Raw genomic sequence first — 16,945 nt, 5'->3', positions numbered from 1 at the left:
AGATGCGGACAGCGCCGCGCTTGGCCGCTAGGGCGCGCTCGGTCATGCCGTACTGGATGACCACGCCCCAGCCGCCAGGCTGGCCGACGATGTTTGCGCCCTTGATTGCACCTGCCTCAACGAGGCGTTCAAGGGTCATATGGTCGATGGTGTCGCGGGTAGTTGCCATTTCCTCACCTCTTGAGGTGTCATTCTGTAGATAGCACTATACCCAAATAGTAACAAAGTGGGAACCCCTACTAAGTAAAAATCTCTGTCTTTTGGACATAAGGCCCGTTCTCCTACCACCTGGCCAGGTGTCGCCCTGGTGCAGCTCCCCCCTCTTGACGGCGCGGAGTCGTGACACACCCGCAATAGCCCGCCTGGCGGGCGATTCTGGCGCGCCGGGAGTCGTGACAACAGGATGGCTACGAAGCCCTATAACTCGATTTGGATACTCGTATGGCATTCCCTTCTGTTGACCGTATCGCCCTGCTGGCGGCCTGCGGAACGTTTGTTGAAACGCTCCAACAGAATCCGGCCGGCGCGGTGGCGGCGCTGACGTTGGCGTTTTTTGCCCTGGTGGCCTGGGTCGTCCACAAGCTCGGCAAGTAGATGCCAGGCCACTTGCTTTCCCCCGGCCACCTGTGGCCGGGGGTATCTGGTCAACGCCTGGCGTGGGAATTGGGACGGTGCCCGGACTCGAACCGGGATCTCCAACGGCGTACCATGAGGGCGTCGAACTCCCCATAGCCGGCCACCCTCAGCAGGTAGCATGACGTTGGCGCTCTTTCCATTGAGCTACGCCGATTAACCTTGCTTGCCCCCCTTAACGAGGGCGAACGCAGTAGGCGCCTCGCGGCGGCTTTTGTCCTCAGCCGCCCGCTTGGCCTTCAGGTCGATTTTTTCATCTGCCAACTTCTTTGCCGCCCTGGCCAACCCGCGCAGGTCGTATTCGTTGGACAGATTGTCGCCAGCCTTGGCCTTGCGCTCGATACGCTTCACGTACCCAAGGTCTTCCATCCGCTTGATAGAGCGTTGCACGGTGCGAGGATCGACCCCGATTGCATCGGCAATGGTGCCCTTGGCAGGCCACGGGTTTTCGTCCGGTTTCCACCAGTAGCTAGACAAGTGCAACAGGATGAGCACGTCAAGCGGCTGGAGCTTAAGGGCTTTCTGGTTTTGGAAGATGACGTCCGGCAATGCAGTGAAGCCGGCCGCGATCACTGCTTTTCCCCACTTGGCTTCAAGCACCTTTTCGGCGCCTGTCGCTGCGGATTTCGGCACGGGCTTGGTGGTCATCTGGTGGCTCCTGTTTCGCGTTGGGGAAAGTATGCGGCGCGCCCCAACCGCAGAGCAAGGGCTTGGAGAGCCAGTAGGGGCGACAGAACTGCCTCCCCCCGAGTACGTATGCTGCGTCTGGTATCCCGGAGTGTGTTTACCGTGCAGGAGTCTGCTTCGTAGGGCACCAGTGTCGCCCCGGGGGGTGTCACTGGTGCCGCGAGGGGGTGACATTACTGCCGCCCCAAAACCTGACCTTAAGCTCGCTGTGAGCTGCGCCGTGAGAGTTCTTCATCACGGTTTTCGCGGACGCGAAAACGCGCCAAGCATTGCACCTGGCGCGGCTTCTCACTTATCGCCCGTAGCCGTATGCCTCCGCTACCTCGATGCCCTCCGGGCTGCGGCTGGCGGTGATGTCATCGCCCCGGCGATATTCGGGCTTCTCGCCTGCCGGCACGGCTACGCGCTCGCCCTCCTGCTCGATGACGTAGTAATTTTGGCCGTCCACCTGGGCCACGTCGATCACCTCGCCTTCGGCCTCCTGGCCCTCCTGCAAGGGCGTCGCGTCCAGCTCTTGGGCGGCCTGGGCGTAGGGGTCGGGGTCGCCGCGCTCAATGCCAGGCGTGGCCGGGTCTTGGCGGGCCTCGTAGCGCTCGCGCTGTTCCCGTTGTTCCTCGCGGGCATCGGCGGCCTCGATGCGGGCCTGGTTGGCGATGCCCTGATACCTTGCCAGCTCCTGGGCGGCAAGCTCGCGCTGCCGCGCCAGGATCGTTTCATAGTCTGGCAGCTTGCGGATGTACTCGGGCACGGGAATAACGCGCTCCTGCACCTGCTGCGCGTGCGTCTCGGGCTGCTGGTCGCCACTAATGCCGGCGCCCGGCTCTGCCGGCCCGAACTGGCCTTTGCAATAGTCGGCAGCCTCGCACAGCACGCGGCGCTTTTCGTCTTCGGTTTCCAGCTCGTGCCAAGCCATCAGCATGGCATAGGCTTCCAGTTTCTCGGCCTGGGTCGGTTCCTTCGTCTTGTCGCCGGTCAACCGGTTGAGATAATCGGCCAGGCCTTTAGTCAAGCTGTCTAGGGTGTCGGCCAATCCTTCATTGATGTTGTCCAGCCCGTGCCGATGGTGGCCGCTAAGCGGGTGCGGGGGAAGGTTCATCGCTGTTCTCCATCAAAATTTTCGCGGGCGCGAAAATCGCGCCTGCCGGCTCACTGGAAAGCGGGGGCCTGGTCGGGCATGGCGACATACTCGACCGCGATACGGGCGATTTCATCGCCGGGAATTTTCAGGAAACCTTGAAGGTCCGGCAGGCCCATAATTTCGGAAGCCATTACGGCAGATTGGCGCAGCACTTGCGAGGAAACGCTTTGGCTCTGGCTCTGCCCGCCCTCGCTCTCGCTGAACGAGTCATTGACCTGGCCACGCTCAATTTCCTGTTCGCCTAGCTCAAGTTCCATGCTCTTGGCGGTTTCGGCGTCGCCGGCACGAAGGATGCACTTCACCGATGTATTGGCGATCAGCGTTTGCGCCTCGTCGCGCCCGTATGTCGTGCGGAGCTGCGCCACAGTTTGCAGGCCCAAGACGCAGCGGCCGCCGTACTTGCGCAGCTTGGTGAGGCCCGCGCGAAGGCTAGTGACTTTGCCAAGTGAATCAACCTCGTCCGCCACGTACCACAGGCCGCGCTCTTGGTTCTCGGACAGGCTCAAGCCCTCGACCAAGGCCAGTTCCAAGGCTGTGGCAACGAGGTTGCGGAGCATCCCCATTTGGTCATCGCGGTAAGTGATGAAAAGCCAGTTGCTGCGCCAGTCCTCTTGTATCCATTGACGGATGGAGAAGCGGCCTTCGTCGGGCAGATAGTCGAAGATGCTCAGGTAAGGCACCATCGTTGCCCGTGTGTTGTTCAGCATCTTGTCATTGCCCTTTTGGGTCAAGACGGCGGCAGCGGTGCCTGATAGCAGCGGTTCTAGCTCCCTCTGGTCTGCGCTGGTCATCCAGTACATCAGGCGCTTGATAGAGCGTTCGCCACTGCGATGCATGGAAAGCATAGCCTTGGCTAGCAAGGTTTGCGCGAATAGTTGCCACTGTGCGCTCTCCCCGCCCTCTAGATCGGGAATGATCGCCTTGGCAATGCGTTCGCAATCGTAGTCCGCGCGGATTTCCGCGAAGGGGGACCAATCGACGGTGCGCCGGTCAAAGGGGTTGAAAAGCGCGTCATCAGCCTGGCCGAAGCGGGCATAGAAGCCCCCTGCAGGGTCGGCAATGACAGCGCGATTGCCACGCTTTCGGATGCTGCGGAGCATCCCATTGATGACTTGGGTTTTGCCTGCCCCGGTGGTGCCAGTGATTAGGAAGTGCTGCGCCTCCAACATGCGCGGAATGGTCACGCCGCCGATAGTCACCTCGGCGTCAGACTGTGCCTTACCGGTGGACGTGCGCGCGTCGAGCTGCGCGGCATCCACCACGCGCGAACCCCGGCGCACGGCCTCATTCCCTGCCCCAGCGCCTGCCCCGGCAAGGCGCAGGCTGGCAAACATCGAGATCCAAATGCCTTGCGCGAACAGGCCATAAACCAGCAGCGCGACAGCGCCTAACATCTTGTGATCGGTGCTGAACCAATACACGGCCAGGCCAGCCGGCACGATGCCCACAAGATGGCGCAGCGTCCAACCGATGTTTGCTTGTGCGAAACAGTCACGCCCGGCTTTGCGCAGCTCGTTGAGGCTCCACACGACCGGCCCGGCCACCATGACCAACACCACAATGTCAGCCAAGGTGCGCGACACATGCGATAGCAGCGTGTGGACAAGCCACACGGCCAGCAACGGCACGAAAATTCCAAGTGCTTCCATTATTCCCCCTAGGTCTACGCTTTTGCGGCGGCCTTGCCCGCCTCGATGAATTCATCAAGGGTCAGCTCGCCGGCGATGTATCGGCGGTTGATTTCCTCCATCTCGGGCGACAACACGAAGCCCTCGAAGCGCACACTGCCACGCGCGTAGTCGATGGCCGCCTTGCGGCGTGCCCGCTCCCTGCCGGCCGCATTGAACTCGTCAGGCGTCAACTCGCCGGCAACATAGCGCCGTGAGTCTTCTTCCAGCTCCGGGGACGGTTCAAGGCCCTCTGAACGCTCGATGTTGCGCGCGTAATCGACGGCCGCTTGCCGGCTGGCCCGTTCTTCCTCGCTGATCTTCGGGCGCGGCTCTCCTGCGGCCAGGACGCCCGCCTTGATTTCATCGACAGCACGCGAGAACTCGCGCGAGCTGGCCGCCAGCGGGTCGGCCTGGTCTTCATCGTTCTGCATGTCTTGCTCTCCTATCGCTCAATGTCGCGCGGTTTGGGTTGCGGCTCGGGTGCTTCTGGTGCCGGGGTACGTTCCTGCTCCTGGGTCTTTTCTGGTGCCGGCGTCGTGGCCTGCTTGGCGGCCGTCTCGCTGGCGGTCTTCTCGCGCTCGCGGGTAATGAAGGCTTTGCCGCGGGCTTGCAGCTCGTCACGCTCGGCCTGGCGGCGCTGCAATTCATCATTCATGGCCTTGTCGTCAAACTCCACACGCAGGCCAGTCTTTAAAACGGCGTCTATCACCTGGCGCTTGAATTCCTCATTGCCCTCAATCTTCAAACCTGGCCCGAACTTCTGCACGGCCAGGCGCAAGCCGGTTTCGACGGCCTGGCTATCCTCGACGGCGGCCACGGTGACACGCTGGCCCGAGTCGATGACCAGCGCCCGGCGCTTGGCCTGATCGGCGTAATAGGTGACGTTGCCGGCCTGGTCGATGGAATAGGCCAAGTTGCGCGCCAGGTGCGCGGCCCTCACCTTCTCGTCGTCCCGCTTGCGGCTGGTGCCCTCGATGGCGTTTGGCTCGGTCGGTGCCGGGCTGGCGTCGCGCTGCCGGCGCAGCTCGGCCAGGGCATTTTCATCGCCCTGGTTCGCGCGCTCGGCCAGGAAGGCACGGTAACGCGCCTGGTAGGGCTGGCTGTGCTTCTCCTTGAGCTGCTGGCGTTCGTCGCGGATGGATTCACGCAAGGCCATATCCTTCGTGACTCGCTCCATGCGAGAAAGGGACATGGTGGCTTTACGCTCTGCCCCGCTCTTGCTGCGGTCGGCCTGGATGGCTCGCCGCTTGGCCTGGTACTCGTCGCGGATCGTCGCGCGGCGGTCGCGCTCGCCTTTGCGCTGCGCGTCCCACTCGGCGGCCCTCTGCTTCGCCTGGAGGGGTTGCGCTTCGCGGAAGGCTTGCCACAGCTCCCGGCGCGGTGCTGGCCTCGCCTCGGCCAGCTCGCGGCCCTGCTGCGCGGCGTACACCTGGCGCAAGATCGGCGCGGCCTCGGCCTCAAAGGACAGGCGCATTTCTTGGGTGAGGAAGTCCGACACGTTCAGATTGCGCGTGCCGGCTTTGATGCGGTCGCCCCCATCCTTGCCCTTGGTGACTTCGTACTTTTCGGGGATGAGGCCGTGTGTTTTGCTGAGATGCGCCAGCAAGCGGCGGGCATCAAGCTCGCGCTTGATCTGCGCGAACTCGGACAGGTGCGCGCCCTTGGCATCAAGGCCGCGCTCGCGCTGTTCGGCCGCGAGCTGTCCGAGCACACTGTCTGACTGCCTGCGGTCACGGGGCGCTGGCTTGTTCAGCTCTCCTGCTGTTGCAGCAGCGCGAGAATCGCCAGCTCGCGCCCGTCGCACTTCATGATCGGCGGTTCGTTCTCGTCCCACACGATCAGGTGCATTCGGCTGCAAAAGCACTTTAGATGCTCCTGCGTCATGAACCATACCGACGCGGGACAGGTTTCGCACGCTGGCGAGGGATTCGGGCGCTGCTTGGCGTCGAGCTTTTGCAAGGTGGGACTGATATACGGCGGCGGCCCGCTGGCCTGGTCGTGCTCGATCTGCGCTGATTCGGTCATAGTGTGGTCGCTCATTGCTGGTTTGCTCCTGGGTGAAGGTCTTGCGGTGCTTGGCGTAGAAGGCGGCGGCCCGCTCGTCCAGAATCGCACGCTTGCCCTCGCGGTCGGCACTGCGATAGGCCGCATAGAGCTTGCGGTTGCCGCTGTTGATGTACTTCAATTCTTTGGCCTGTACCTCGTGCCACTCCTGCACGGTGGCCGCCAGCTCGGGCGCGGTCTTGCGCGGCGGTTGCTGGCTCTCGTACTGCCTGCGGCCCTCGTCGGCTAAGAAGCGGCGCTTCTCGGCCTCGGGCTTCTCGATGAACTCCCGGCTGAATACGTAGTCCTTGAGGTTGATGCCATTGGCAACGTCGGCCGGCTTGACGTTCTGGTACTCGGTGGCCTTGTCCTCGTTCCTGGCCCGCGTCGCGCCGTACTCGGTCAGCAGGGCTTTGAAGCTCTCGTAGTCGGATATTTTCCGGTCCAGCACATCCGACAAAATACGCTCCTTCAATTCCCTGTCGCGCGGCTTAAAAAGATCGCCCTTGTATCTACTGATAATCTCACTCTCGCCCGTGAACTCCTGGCGTCGATTATCCTTCGGACTGGCCAGCCCGAATTCCGCGTTAATACCCTCCTGAAAAGCATCAAGCCATTTTAGCCGCCCCTCTGGAACTTCATATAATCCAGTCTTGGCGTTATAAACCGGCTTATAAAGCGGGTCCATGAGATTTCCGGACAACAAATTTTGTCGCGGAATGACGATGTGGATATGAGGCATACGCTCCACAAGCTCGCCAGTTTTTCGATTGATATAACTCTTGATTTTTGGTAGGTGAGCCTCGGCATAGAAATTATATTCATCGCCATCGTAGGCAGACATAGCGAACCGCTCAAATCTCTCCACGATTTTTAGCATTACCTCCAAGTCAACCGAATCCTCTTTGAAGGCCAAAGTGATATGATTATATTTATCGCCATCATTAGCCATCCCATTAATGACGGCATCAGTCAAATCTAAGTCACCACAAAGAATCACACGCTCATCCAGTTGATCGCGCGTGAAATCCCGGCCCTCCTTTTGACCATTTACGAGATAATCGACAATCCCGCTCTTGCCACCCTTGACCCTAATCAACATTTTTGATTACCGCCTTCATGTGATCCGCCAGGGTGTGCAGCTCGGTCAGGATGTGGGTATAGGTCGCCTCGGAGATAACCCCGGCCACGTGGTCGGCATTGGCACGGCGGGCGAGCTGGTTAATGTTGTTGCTGGCCTTGTTGAACAGATACACAAGGCGGCTGTGATCCTCACTGGCCTTTGGGCGGGCGACGATCTCGGTACGGTTCCGCAAGACGCATTCGCGGAAGAAAGCGGACGGCTTCAACCCGGATGCTTCGACCTTGGCGAGATAGGCGGCATGGTCGGCGGCGGTCAGCCGGAAGCTAACCGGCTTGGTTAGCTTCTCGGCCTTGGTCTTGCTCCTGGTCCTGCTCATCTGTCGCGGCCTCCTGGTGGTAAGGCGGCCACACGGCCGCCTGGCTGGCGCGTAGCGCCTGGGTTTCCAAAGGGGCACCCTTTGGGCACGGATATTTTACGGAAACGCGTAGCGTTTTTGTAAACATATCTATCGTGCCTATCTGTACTACAGCATCAGCATAGCACGGCGTTAGCACTTCGCCAACACTGCAAATACACTGCATATTACCGCTTGACACTGCATATGCACTGCACTAACATTGCATCTAGTCGGCAATAAACGGTTGACCACACTGCATTAACACTGCAATATGCTCACACCGCACATTGCCAACTCGATCAAGGAGAAAAGATGCAGACAAACAGCGTGGCCGATGTGCTGCGCGCTCTAGCCACGGGAGACAAGGCCAGGTCAGAAACGGCCCGCTTGCGGGATGTGGTCGATGAAGTGGAAGCCGCCTTGGCCGCCGGCGTGAGCCGTGCAGCCGTCCTTGAAGCGCTACATGGTCAAGGCTTCACCATGACCTTAAAGAGCTTCGAGAGTGCCCTGTATCGCATCAGGAAACAGCGCGAACGAACAGGCCAGCGCCAGGCGTCCCCGCCTCCACCGTCGACCGCGACACCCACTGCCGAGCCGACGAAGGAACCTGACACCCCTCCTATTTCCGGGGAAGACCTGGAGGGGCTAGACAAGAAACAACGGCGGGAAAAACTCGCAGACCAATTTATCAAGCCTGAATCGACTAACCCACTGCTTAAACGCATTAAGAAGGAGAACACCTAATGAAAATCGCCGTCATTAACTTTTCCGGCAACGTTGGTAAGTCCACTGTGGCCCGTCATCTGCTGTCCGCGCGCATGAACAGTGCAACGGTCATTCCAGTTGAAACGATTAACTCTGATGGCACCCAAGATGAAGCCATAAAGGGCAAGCAATTTGGCGAGCTACTGGAAGCTCTCGTTTTGATGGATGACGCCGTGATCGACGTTGGCGCATCGAATGTCGAAGTCTTCATTGACCTGATGAAGCAATATAAGGGCAGCCATGAAGATTTCGATTATTTTGTCATCCCGACCGTGCCTGAGAAAAAACAAATGCGCGACACCATCAGCACGATTGATGCCCTAGCAGAAATTGGCGTGCCGGCGAAAAAAATCCGCCTGGTGTTCAACAAAGTGGAAACTGACGATGTTCCAGAGCGGATTTTTTCCGGCCTGTTTGAATATCACAGCGCAGCCAAGAATTTTACCCTTCGCCCCGATGCCGTTATCCATAAGAATGACATTTATGGAAAACTTAACGGTACTGAGCAGGGCATCAAGGATATTCTCAACGATCCGACCGATTACAAAGAGAAGATCAAAACCGCGAAGGATGCAGACGAAAAATTGCACTTTGCGCAAATGGTCGGCATCAAGCGCCTGGCTGCCGGTGTTACGGAAGAACTGGACGCGGTTTTCAAGACGCTTCTCAAATAACCTAACGGGAACGGCATGGCGGCAGAACCGACAACTCGGGATGCACTGATTGCAGAAATGCTCGGTGACATCGGGCGGCTTCATGATTCGGTCGAGGCTTTAAAAGAAGTCTTGCCGAATCAGATTTCGGAAGTCGAAACGCGCATCACCGGTTTGATTGGTCTTTTGCAAAAAGCCGGCGACGCTTACAAGCAACAAATCGAAGCCTATACCAACGCGCAAGGCGAAAAAATCCGCTCGGTCATCGAAAATGACGCCAATGCAGCAAAGGCGCGCTTTGATCGTGACTCAAGCGATGCGATCCGCGCAGCGCTGGCCGATGTGGCGCGCACCGTCAAGCAAACGGTGCAAACCGAAGTTGCAGGGCCAGTGCAAAGGGCGTTGGAGGTACAGCAGCAAAGCGCCTGGAAGACGTTAGCACTGTGCCTGGGCTGCGGCCTGCTTGGTGGCCTTGCCGTCGCGGCAGCGATCACGCTAGCCCATGACAAACAGGACGCATCCTATACCGCCTTGGGCAAGGCGGTATCGGCATCCTGGGAGAAATTGGATAGCAAGGCAAAATCCGTAATTAATTCTGAAAGGGGTCCTCAATAGCAATTGACAAGCCAAACCACTTGACAGCCGATTGTTTTAGGTAAATCGGTTGTCTTTGTGGTCAAATTCAAATAGCAATTTCGTTAATCGGGTAGCAACCGAATAGGTGAACCATGAAAAAGAGCACGTTGAACCGTGTTGCAAAGGGGGCAATGGGCGTTGCCTTGCTGACTTTGATTGCGTCTGTTTATACGCTCTCGGCGGGGCCGCTTCGTTTCCTGACGGAGCGCGGCCAGGAAGCAGCGGCGCACGCTGACCTCTCAGGCTTTGCCATGTATGCGGGCCTTGGCTTCTTGGCGCAGGTCGCGCTGCCCCTCATCTTTGGCGGCATCGCCATTTGCGTGATGGCTGCCTATCTGGCCTTCGAAAAGATGCAGGCCCGTGAGGCGGAAAGCTGCGAGCTGGTCACGGTACACCGCCAGGCCAAGCAGTAGGGGCCGACGATGAAAACTATCGTAACCCTCGCAATGATGGGCGCGGCACTGGTGCTTTCTGCTTGTGGCAAGAGTGAAGCGGAAAAGCAGGCAGAGCAGGGCGCGGCGATCTCCAAGCAGATGGCCGGCGACGTTGCCAAGGTGCCGCGTGTTGTCGTGGTCCCGGACGCGCAGAAGACCCAAGAGGGCAAGCAATGAGCACACCGACGCTCCACATCTTTGAAGACATCTTCGCGTACTTTGATGGGATCACCACAAAATTTTTCACCGATGGCGCCACCAATATTGCCAGCTCTTTACAAGGCACAGCCCGCACATTGCTGCTGATCTATATGGCGCTATGGGGTTGGTCGATGATGCGCGGCATGATTCAAGAACCAGTAATGGATGGGGTCGCACGAATGTTAAAAGCGACCTTCATCGTTACTTTCGCTCTCAGCTCCACGCTATATGCCAGCGACGTTGCAAGTTTTCTCTATAACTGGCCGTCCGAATTAGCCGGTGTGATAAATGGCAATGGGTCATCAACAAGCGCATTGCAGATCATTGACCAGACTATTTCATCTGGCCTGGATTTAGCTGTGAAAGCATGGCAAGTCGCATCGATGACAAACTTGGGGGCCTACTTTGTTGCCATCCTACTTTTCGTGGTATCAGTAGTCATCACGGCACTTACCGCAGCAGCCATCATCAGTGCCAAAATCGCGCTTACCGTTGCACTCACTCTTGGCCCGCTTTTCATCTTTTTGATGATTTTTGAAAAGACGCAGCAGTTCTTCGATAGGTGGCTAAACACTTGCATCACCAGCGGATTGACAATCACGGTAACCAGCGTGACTGCGCAATTGATCTTCAAGTATTTCGATGCGACGTTTCAAGCAGCCGGTGCGGATGCTGCGACCGCCCAAGGCGTTGTTAGCCTAACTGGTATTGCGCCCGCAATGGTTTTTGGCGTGATTGCAGCATTCTTCCTTAAAGATATTGCCCATTTCGTGCATGGCCTTGGTGGCGGTGTCAGCGGTGCCAGCAGTGCGGCCGCTGGATGGGCCTACAACAAAATCGCCGGCTCGACACCAACGGCGCTGCGCATGGGCAAAGCAGGCTATGGGGCAGGGAAAGCGGCTTACGGGAAGTTGAGCGGGGCAGGGGGGCGCTTTGGCCGTGGGCAGGCCACTGGCGGCAGCGTGCAAGGGAGCAAGCCGCTCTCCGTCTACCGCAAGATCACATCACCACGCCAGCGGAAAGCGGCGTAACCAAATGGGTAGCAACCATGAAAAAGACTATTCGTATCTTTGCCTTGGCCGTTGGCCTGGCAGCAGGGCAGGGCAGCTTTGCCCAAGGCATCCCGGTGATCGACGCGGCGAGCCTCGCGCAACAAGTTCAGCAAGTCGTCTCGTGGGGGCAGCAATACCAGCAGATGGCGCAACAGCTTCAACAACTGCAACAACAGATCCAGAGCATCACCGGCTCGCGCGGATTCTCGTCGTTGCTCAATAGTCCCCTGGCCCAACAGGCCCGGCGCATGTTGCCGCAAGATGCACAAACGCTGCTCGACCTGGCTAACGGCGGCTCCTATGGCAACCTCGCCAGCTCGATCAACAGCATCAAGCAAGCCACCACAACCCTAAGCAATGGGTCGTTTAGCAGCTCGACGGCCGCCAACCAGTGGCAAGCGGATCTGAACCGCGCAGCCATGCAAAAAGCACTGAGTATGGAAGCCTATACGGGGGCCACGCCGCGCCTGCAAAACCTCGAAGAGATGATTAACCAGATCAGCCAAACGCAAGACCCCAAGGCCATTGCGGAGCTAAACGCCCGCATCGCCGCAGAGCAAGCCATCATCCAGAACGAACAGGCCAAGCTACAGGCCATGTCGATGCTGGCGGCGGCAGAGCAACGGCTTGCCGATCAACAAGCGCGGGAAGTGTCAATCAGGATGGCGGGGAATGTGGCTAACGTTCCTCGCGTGCGAGTCACGCCGTAAATCTCTCCCGCACTACGGCCTTTTAACCGGGTACCTCCCGGTTTTTTTTCGCGTCCGCGAAAATCCCCCCGGCGACTAGAACACGGTGCCGGCAGGGTCCAGCCACATCAAGAGCAAGTCATAGCACCAGCGCAGCACAAAGGCCACAAAGCTCACGGCGCCGACCGCCCAAACCATCGGGTAATACTGTGGGGCGTGGCTGGCAATCCAAAGGCCGGCAACGAAGGCAAGCATGGCAGGGACGGACACCAGATTGCAGACCAGCAGCACCGGCAGGCGCAGCCAGTACAGCACCAGAAAGACCGGCAGGCGCAGCGCGCGCAGCGGCCAGGCCAGTGCACCGGCCAGCGAGGCGCGCAGCTGTTCGTCGGCCTCGATGGCTTCGGCGTTCGGCTCGGCATGTTGCGGCGCTTCTGCGTGCTTCGGGAATCTAACGATGTTGCCCATGTTCTAGCCCTTCCTCTGTTGAACCGCTACCCTCCCCCGCCCCTTCCCGCGAGCGGGAAGGGGAGCGAGTCGCCCTCTGTCGTCAGGGGTGCAGGCTGCGCGGCGCTTCGCTTGCTTCTCCTGCCCCCTGCCGGTGAGCGTGGGCCGCTCCTGTCGCGTCAAGGGTTCGCCCCGCCTGGCCCGAGTCCTCGCTTCGCTGCGGGCCGCGCCAGCCAGCCGGGGCCGCTACGCGCCCTTGACGCGCCATCCGCTCATTCAGCCTTTTTCGCCCTGGCCGTCTTCGCTGCGGGCTTCTTGCCTTCGCCTTCCGGTGCCTGCCGCTCGGCAATGGCGCGCATGAGGTCGCCGGCCTGGGCCTGCATGGCCTCCACCTGGCCGCGCAGCTTCGCGGCTTCCTCGCGGGCGCTGCTGGCCTCTTTGCGGGCGGCGTCCCGTTCGGCTTCGGCCTTGGTCATGCGCTCGGCCACGCGGTGGGCTTCCTGGGCAGCGGCCTTGCGCTGCTCCTGGTGTGCCTGGTCGGCGGCCTCGGCCTGGGCCTTCACGGTGGCCAGCTCGGCGCGCATCTGCTCGGCCTGCTGCTGGTGGCGGGCGCGCTCGGCCTCGATGCCGGCATTCAGGCGGGCCAGCTCGGCGGCATGTTCCTCGCCGGCCGTCTTCGCGGCCTGCTCGATCAGCGCCAGGCGTTCGCGCACCTGGGCCAGCTCGACGGCCTGCGCCTGGTTGGCGGCCTGCATGTCGGCCAGGCGCTTTTCCAGCTTTGCGGCTGCGGCTTTCGTCTCGTCCAGCTTGCTTTCCAAGTCCTCGACCGTCTGCGAGGCATCGGCTAGTTCCCGCTCGGCCTGTTCGCGCTGCTCGCCAGCGGTGCGGATGACTTCGGCAACGCGGCGTTCCGCCGCCTTCACGGCCTTATCGTTCAGCTCTACGGCCAGGGCCGCCAGGCGCTCGGTAAGCGCCTTGGTCACGGCGGCCACTTCCTCGGCCACTTCAACCGGCAGTTCTGCAACAGGCTCGGCCCTAGTCACGGCCTGGCTGTTGATGTGCTCATCCCAAACCTGTTTGAGCCGGGAAGGATTGCCCCCGCCAACCTTCTGGCGAAGGGCAAAGCCGGTGATGTTGCGGCCAGCGGCTTGCAGCTCTTGACCGGCCTGGATGATCGTTTCGGGCGTGAATTCGGCGGGGCGCATAGCGGGGTTCTTCCCTGTGATTGATCGACACCTTCATTATAGCAACAAACTAACAAATAAACAAACAAACAAACTAATTGACCCGAGCAACCCGGCATCGAGCGCCAGGCGTGGCGAATGAATGACGCCAGCGGGTGGGGCCAGAAAGGCTACAGGCCGCGTTTTCGCTCGCGGGGGCAGGGGAAGGGCACAGGCATGGCCGCCAACAGCGCTAAAACGCGCGCCATGGCCTCCATGGGCCTCGGCGTCAAATCCGCGACAGACCCCCCTTTCCTGCTAGCTCATGGGGCGGTGACATTGCGCTTACGGTATTGGGGCTGGATCGCACACGATCCCGGCTGAGCGCCTGGCTGGCTTGCCGGCCAGGCGTGATTTGTCCGGGTCTTAGCGCCCGTAGGGGCACGGCGCAAGCGCCGTGCGGTCGGCCGGCTTGCCGGCCGAGCCGCTTAGACCAGCCCTTCTCACAGCAACTGCGGTGCGATGGGTTGATCCCTGTCCTGGCCGTTAGCCCCGGAGGGGCTCTCGATAAGAGCGGGCAGCGCCCGCGATAGGCCGGCGCGAAGCGACGGGGCGGAGCGCCGTTAGGCGCGGAGGGTAGGCGGGGTTATATCGACGGGCCAATCTGCGTCGACTTATCCACATGGCGAGGGGTTAAATAAAGGTTAAAAACTGGTTAGCGAGTTGTGGAAAATCCCGCAAAGTCGCACCGTTACTAGGTTTCTGGCCTTTTGCATGTCCCTCAAAACACAATAGGGCGTCCCTCAAAACACAATAGGGCGTCCCTCAAAACACAATAGCCGGCTGGCCCGGCTGTCCCTCAAAACACAATAGGTAACGTGGTGGCTGGCCAGGTCGTTGAAGGCGATGGATAGTCACGCGCCGTCCCTCAAAACACAATAGCCCGGCACGGTGGCCGGGCTATTTGTGGCTAGGGCGGCCTGGAAGGTGGCCGGTAGGCCAGTCCCGAAGGGACCAAGCGCGAAGGCGCGCGCCTGGAAGGGCGTCCCGGTTTTCGCGTCAGCGAAAAAGCCCCAAGGAGTTCTAGGGGGTGGGGGCGCGCTTCACATAAACCAGCTCGCCAACGATGCGCGCTGAAGCCAGAAACCCGACATCGACCAACTGGTCTAGCGCCTTCTCGATCAGCTCGCGCACCTTGGCCGGGCGCTCCGTGGTCATGCCGGCGCCCTTTTTGATCGTGTCCAGCTTGATCGGGAACGGCTCGCGGTGGCTCGCGTAGTAGCCGTGCAGCCAGGTTGCAATGCCATCGGGCAATGCCAGGCGCTGCGACCACTCCACCTGTGTGTAATGTACGTCCCCGAACAGCTCCACGAGCTGCGGCGCGACCTGTACGCGGTACTTCTTCAAGGTTTGCTTGTTCTCGTCCTGCCAGGCGAAGACCGGAATCATGGACAGGCTCACGCCCTCTTTTAGTCGCTTGGAATAGACGGCCAGGGACGTGGCTTGCATCCGATCCAGACAGGCACGCAACCGCTCATAGCTGCCGTTGCAAATCGGCCAGCCGATGGCCTTGCACAAGCTGTAGGGCGTGAACTCCACGGGATGGCCTAGCGGGTGCTCCTTCGCCATGTGGATCAATTGCAGCCACACGGTTTCATCGTCCTGGCGCAATTCCTCGCCCTGGTAGGTGATGCGGCCCTCGCCAATCACAAGGATTTCAGCTTTCTTGAGGTACGCACGCGGCTGCTTTCGGTTGCGGGCGTTGAACAGCGCGGAGCGGACGATTTCATTAGGCAAGGCGCGCAGCGCCTCGGGCCATAGCGGGAGCTGCACGACCACGGCTGACGTGCGCTCCTGGGTGGGCTTGGCCTGCTTGGCCTTCCTCGCGTTGTTTTCCTCGATGCGTGCCTGTATGGCGGTGACGTGCTCACTCAAGGTCTTCATGCCGTGCCCTCCTGTGGCCGCGCGCTGCGAAGCATGGCAGCCAGTCGCATAAAGGCATCGGCAGTCATGACAACAACATCGCCGGAAGCTGTCACCATTGCGGGAAATCCCTCGTCGGTGGTCGCTTCGTTGACAAGCGATTTTGCTTGCGATGCGTTATCATGTGCAAATGCCACACTTCCGGTTGCTACCCGCGAAAAATGGCTAAGGTGTGCCGAATGCCCGTTCGGCGCACCTTTTTTCTTTGTGGTGCTATCCATCACTGCCGCCAGTAGTTCGCCGCCTCAACCAGCAGGCGGGTGGTATCGACGTGCGGCGCTCCGTCCAGCTCGAACATTACCGCATCCACGGATCTGAACTTGCAGGGCTTGCCGCTCTCGGTCAGCGTCACGCGCTGGCCCTCGTATTCCAAGGACAGCATCATGCCGCGGCCACGGGTGGGCGTCACGATAGGCCGGGCAATGATCGGCGCCGGCAGGTTGTCGCAGAAGGTATAGAGTTCGCCGCGCTCAAGGCTCATACTTACGGTATCCATGGAAATTTCCTTCGCTGGTGGTTTTCGTGGTCAGAGCGGCAAGGGCTAGCCCCCTTGCCGTTCGCTTTTGTCAGGGCCATTTCTGCGCTGCGTGCTTGACGCGCAGCACCTCCACGCCCTTGCCGACAATCCGGTAAATCAAGATGTAGTTGGGATGCGCCACAAGCTCGCGCGTCCCTTTCACGCGGCCAACGCGCCCTAGTGTCGGGTGCTGGTCGAGCTGCGCGGCCTTCTGCATCAGTGCGTCACCCAGCTCGATGGCGGCCATTGGGTTGTCCTGGGCGATGTATTTGGTAATGTTCTTGCGATCAGCGATCGCGGCGAGCCTCCATATCGGCAAATCAGCCTCCCGCCCGCTTTAGCAGCGCTGCGCGCTCGGTCTGCCAGTCGGCCATGACTTGCTCATGCGGCACGCTCGGGCTGGGGTCGTCGATGGCTTCCTGTACTTCCTTCGTCAGCCAGCCTTTGTAGGCGGCGGCCTCGTGCGCGGACCTCATGCGCTCGGCGGCATCGGTGCGCTTGCGCTCGGTCTTGAGCGCCACCGGGTCAAAGTGGCTTGCGTCCACCTGGTAGCGAACGATGCCAATGTCTCGGAGGTAGCCAACTAGGGTTTCAAACTTGCGGAAGATGCGGACAGCGCCGCGCTTGGCCGCTAGGGCGCGCTCGGTCATGCCGTACTGGATGACCACGCCCCAGCCGCCAGGCTGGCCGACGATGTTTGCGCCCTTGATTGCACCTGCCTCAACGAGGCGTTCAAGGGTGGCGTTCAAGGGT

The 16,945-nt window shown here is 60.1% G+C and carries 21 protein-coding genes; 8 read left to right on the top strand and 13 right to left on the bottom strand.

Annotation, left to right across the window (positions count from 1 at the left end; all coding sequences use genetic code 11):
* Positions 1-441: 441 nt before the first annotated feature.
* Positions 442-594: a hypothetical protein gene (locus AC1DQ3_RS35535; protein ID WP_477124775.1), complete on the top strand. Its 153-nt coding sequence runs from the start codon at positions 442-444 to the stop codon at positions 592-594.
* 195 nt (positions 595-789) lie between these two features.
* On the opposite strand, the gene AC1DQ3_RS35530 is transcribed toward AC1DQ3_RS35535, so the two are convergent.
* From AC1DQ3_RS35530 to AC1DQ3_RS35505, 6 genes are all read right to left on the bottom strand, one after another.
* On the bottom strand, positions 790-1,281 hold the full coding sequence (locus tag AC1DQ3_RS35530; protein ID WP_477124774.1) for a helix-turn-helix domain-containing protein: 492 nt from the start codon (positions 1,279-1,281) through the stop codon (positions 790-792).
* A 331-nt stretch (positions 1,282-1,612) separates the two neighbouring features.
* Positions 1,613-2,416, bottom strand: coding sequence for a hypothetical protein (locus AC1DQ3_RS35525; protein WP_477124773.1), 804 nt, complete (start codon positions 2,414-2,416; stop codon positions 1,613-1,615).
* A 50-nt stretch (positions 2,417-2,466) separates the two neighbouring features.
* Positions 2,467-4,107, bottom strand: coding sequence for a type IV secretion system DNA-binding domain-containing protein (locus tag AC1DQ3_RS35520; protein ID WP_477124772.1), 1,641 nt, complete (start codon positions 4,105-4,107; stop codon positions 2,467-2,469).
* 14 nt (positions 4,108-4,121) lie between these two features.
* Positions 4,122-4,559, bottom strand: a complete 438-nt coding sequence (locus AC1DQ3_RS35515; protein WP_477124771.1) for an antitoxin VbhA family protein — start codon at positions 4,557-4,559, stop codon at positions 4,122-4,124.
* 11 nt (positions 4,560-4,570) lie between these two features.
* Positions 4,571-7,273: an LPD7 domain-containing protein gene (locus AC1DQ3_RS35510; protein WP_477124770.1), complete on the bottom strand. Its 2,703-nt coding sequence runs from the start codon at positions 7,271-7,273 to the stop codon at positions 4,571-4,573.
* Positions 7,263-7,631, bottom strand: coding sequence for a plasmid mobilization protein (locus tag AC1DQ3_RS35505; protein ID WP_477124769.1), 369 nt, complete (start codon positions 7,629-7,631; stop codon positions 7,263-7,265). Before AC1DQ3_RS35505 ends, AC1DQ3_RS35510 begins: the two co-directional genes overlap by 11 nt.
* A gap of 333 nt (positions 7,632-7,964) precedes the next feature.
* On the opposite strand from AC1DQ3_RS35505, the gene AC1DQ3_RS35500 reads away from it, so the two are divergent.
* The 7 genes from AC1DQ3_RS35500 (at position 7,965) to virB5 (ending at position 12,103) form a co-directional block, all read left to right on the top strand.
* Positions 7,965-8,396 carry a hypothetical protein gene (locus AC1DQ3_RS35500; protein WP_477124768.1) on the top strand — a complete coding sequence of 144 codons (432 nt, stop codon included), beginning with the start codon at positions 7,965-7,967 and terminating at the stop codon, positions 8,394-8,396.
* A complete protein-coding gene (stbB, locus tag AC1DQ3_RS35495; protein ID WP_477124767.1) occupies positions 8,396-9,091 on the top strand; it encodes a StbB family protein in 696 nt (231 codons plus the stop codon). Before AC1DQ3_RS35500 ends, stbB begins: the two co-directional genes overlap by 1 nt.
* Before the next feature lie 15 nt (positions 9,092-9,106).
* Positions 9,107-9,685 (top strand): hypothetical protein, encoded by a 579-nt coding sequence (locus AC1DQ3_RS35490; RefSeq protein ID WP_477124766.1) that lies wholly within the window; start codon positions 9,107-9,109, stop codon positions 9,683-9,685.
* 113 nt (positions 9,686-9,798) lie between these two features.
* A complete protein-coding gene (locus tag AC1DQ3_RS35485; RefSeq protein ID WP_477124765.1) occupies positions 9,799-10,119 on the top strand; it encodes a hypothetical protein in 321 nt (106 codons plus the stop codon).
* A 9-nt stretch (positions 10,120-10,128) separates the two neighbouring features.
* Entirely contained in the window at positions 10,129-10,317 is a 189-nt protein-coding gene (locus AC1DQ3_RS35480; RefSeq protein ID WP_477124764.1) for a hypothetical protein, read from the top strand.
* On the top strand, positions 10,314-11,372 hold the full coding sequence (locus tag AC1DQ3_RS35475; RefSeq protein ID WP_477124763.1) for a TrbL/VirB6 family protein: 1,059 nt from the start codon (positions 10,314-10,316) through the stop codon (positions 11,370-11,372). The genes AC1DQ3_RS35480 and AC1DQ3_RS35475 overlap by 4 nt, the downstream gene beginning before the upstream one ends.
* Positions 11,373-11,389: 17 nt before the next feature.
* Positions 11,390-12,103, top strand: a complete 714-nt coding sequence (virB5, locus tag AC1DQ3_RS35470; protein WP_477124762.1) for a P-type DNA transfer protein VirB5 — start codon at positions 11,390-11,392, stop codon at positions 12,101-12,103.
* Positions 12,104-12,178: 75 nt separating this feature from the next.
* On the opposite strand, the gene AC1DQ3_RS35465 is transcribed toward virB5, so the two are convergent.
* The 7 genes from AC1DQ3_RS35465 to AC1DQ3_RS35435 form a co-directional block, all read right to left on the bottom strand.
* The gene (locus AC1DQ3_RS35465) at positions 12,179-12,550 is read right to left on the bottom strand and encodes a hypothetical protein (protein WP_477124761.1); all 372 of its coding nucleotides are present in this window, start codon (positions 12,548-12,550) and stop codon (positions 12,179-12,181) included.
* 251 nt (positions 12,551-12,801) lie between these two features.
* The gene (locus AC1DQ3_RS35460) at positions 12,802-13,734 is read right to left on the bottom strand and encodes a DNA-binding protein (protein ID WP_477124760.1); all 933 of its coding nucleotides are present in this window, start codon (positions 13,732-13,734) and stop codon (positions 12,802-12,804) included.
* 1,041 nt (positions 13,735-14,775) lie between these two features.
* Positions 14,776-15,636 (bottom strand): plasmid replication initiator TrfA, encoded by an 861-nt coding sequence (gene trfA / locus AC1DQ3_RS35455; protein ID WP_477124759.1) that lies wholly within the window; start codon positions 15,634-15,636, stop codon positions 14,776-14,778.
* Positions 15,633-15,896 carry a hypothetical protein gene (locus AC1DQ3_RS35450; protein WP_477124758.1) on the bottom strand — a complete coding sequence of 88 codons (264 nt, stop codon included), beginning with the start codon at positions 15,894-15,896 and terminating at the stop codon, positions 15,633-15,635. Before AC1DQ3_RS35450 ends, trfA begins: the two co-directional genes overlap by 4 nt.
* Positions 15,896-16,171 carry a hypothetical protein gene (locus AC1DQ3_RS35445; RefSeq protein WP_477124757.1) on the bottom strand — a complete coding sequence of 92 codons (276 nt, stop codon included), beginning with the start codon at positions 16,169-16,171 and terminating at the stop codon, positions 15,896-15,898. Before AC1DQ3_RS35445 ends, AC1DQ3_RS35450 begins: the two co-directional genes overlap by 1 nt.
* Positions 16,172-16,241: 70 nt before the next feature.
* Positions 16,242-16,511: a type II toxin-antitoxin system RelE/ParE family toxin gene (locus tag AC1DQ3_RS35440; RefSeq protein WP_477124756.1), complete on the bottom strand. Its 270-nt coding sequence runs from the start codon at positions 16,509-16,511 to the stop codon at positions 16,242-16,244.
* Between the two features lies 1 nt (position 16,512).
* Positions 16,513-16,941, bottom strand: coding sequence for an antitoxin PaaA2 family protein (locus AC1DQ3_RS35435; RefSeq protein WP_477124776.1), 429 nt, complete (start codon positions 16,939-16,941; stop codon positions 16,513-16,515).
* Between the last annotated feature and the right edge of the window lie 4 nt (positions 16,942-16,945).

This window comes from Cupriavidus sp. 01T418 (assembly GCF_056398885.1).
Note: the sequence above shows the minus strand (reverse complement) of the source record. Positions and strands in the feature narration are given on the sequence as shown.

Bases quoted from the DNA above. Each gene is read 5' to 3' on its own strand.
- AC1DQ3_RS35520 (WP_477124772.1), bottom strand. From the start codon at position 4,107: ATGGAAGCACTTGGAATTTTCGTGCCGTTGCTGGCCGTGTGGCTTGTC.
- AC1DQ3_RS35475 (WP_477124763.1), top strand. From the start codon at position 10,314: ATGAGCACACCGACGCTCCACATCTTTGAAGACATCTTCGCGTACTTT.
- AC1DQ3_RS35505 (WP_477124769.1), bottom strand. From the start codon at position 7,631: ATGAGCAGGACCAGGAGCAAGACCAAGGCCGAGAAGCTAACCAAGCCG.
- AC1DQ3_RS35480 (WP_477124764.1), top strand. From the start codon at position 10,129: ATGAAAACTATCGTAACCCTCGCAATGATGGGCGCGGCACTGGTGCTT.
- AC1DQ3_RS35465 (WP_477124761.1), bottom strand. From the start codon at position 12,550: ATGGGCAACATCGTTAGATTCCCGAAGCACGCAGAAGCGCCGCAACAT.
- AC1DQ3_RS35490 (WP_477124766.1), top strand. From the start codon at position 9,107: ATGGCGGCAGAACCGACAACTCGGGATGCACTGATTGCAGAAATGCTC.
- AC1DQ3_RS35535 (WP_477124775.1), top strand. From the start codon at position 442: ATGGCATTCCCTTCTGTTGACCGTATCGCCCTGCTGGCGGCCTGCGGA.
- AC1DQ3_RS35445 (WP_477124757.1), bottom strand. From the start codon at position 16,171: ATGGATACCGTAAGTATGAGCCTTGAGCGCGGCGAACTCTATACCTTC.
- AC1DQ3_RS35450 (WP_477124758.1), bottom strand. From the start codon at position 15,896: ATGGATAGCACCACAAAGAAAAAAGGTGCGCCGAACGGGCATTCGGCA.
- AC1DQ3_RS35460 (WP_477124760.1), bottom strand. From the start codon at position 13,734: ATGCGCCCCGCCGAATTCACGCCCGAAACGATCATCCAGGCCGGTCAA.
- stbB (WP_477124767.1), top strand. From the start codon at position 8,396: ATGAAAATCGCCGTCATTAACTTTTCCGGCAACGTTGGTAAGTCCACT.
- AC1DQ3_RS35525 (WP_477124773.1), bottom strand. From the start codon at position 2,416: ATGAACCTTCCCCCGCACCCGCTTAGCGGCCACCATCGGCACGGGCTG.
- virB5 (WP_477124762.1), top strand. From the start codon at position 11,390: ATGAAAAAGACTATTCGTATCTTTGCCTTGGCCGTTGGCCTGGCAGCA.
- AC1DQ3_RS35510 (WP_477124770.1), bottom strand. From the start codon at position 7,273: ATGTTGATTAGGGTCAAGGGTGGCAAGAGCGGGATTGTCGATTATCTC.
- AC1DQ3_RS35530 (WP_477124774.1), bottom strand. From the start codon at position 1,281: ATGACCACCAAGCCCGTGCCGAAATCCGCAGCGACAGGCGCCGAAAAG.
- AC1DQ3_RS35500 (WP_477124768.1), top strand. From the start codon at position 7,965: ATGCAGACAAACAGCGTGGCCGATGTGCTGCGCGCTCTAGCCACGGGA.
- AC1DQ3_RS35485 (WP_477124765.1), top strand. From the start codon at position 9,799: ATGAAAAAGAGCACGTTGAACCGTGTTGCAAAGGGGGCAATGGGCGTT.
- trfA (WP_477124759.1), bottom strand. From the start codon at position 15,636: ATGAAGACCTTGAGTGAGCACGTCACCGCCATACAGGCACGCATCGAG.
- AC1DQ3_RS35515 (WP_477124771.1), bottom strand. From the start codon at position 4,559: ATGCAGAACGATGAAGACCAGGCCGACCCGCTGGCGGCCAGCTCGCGC.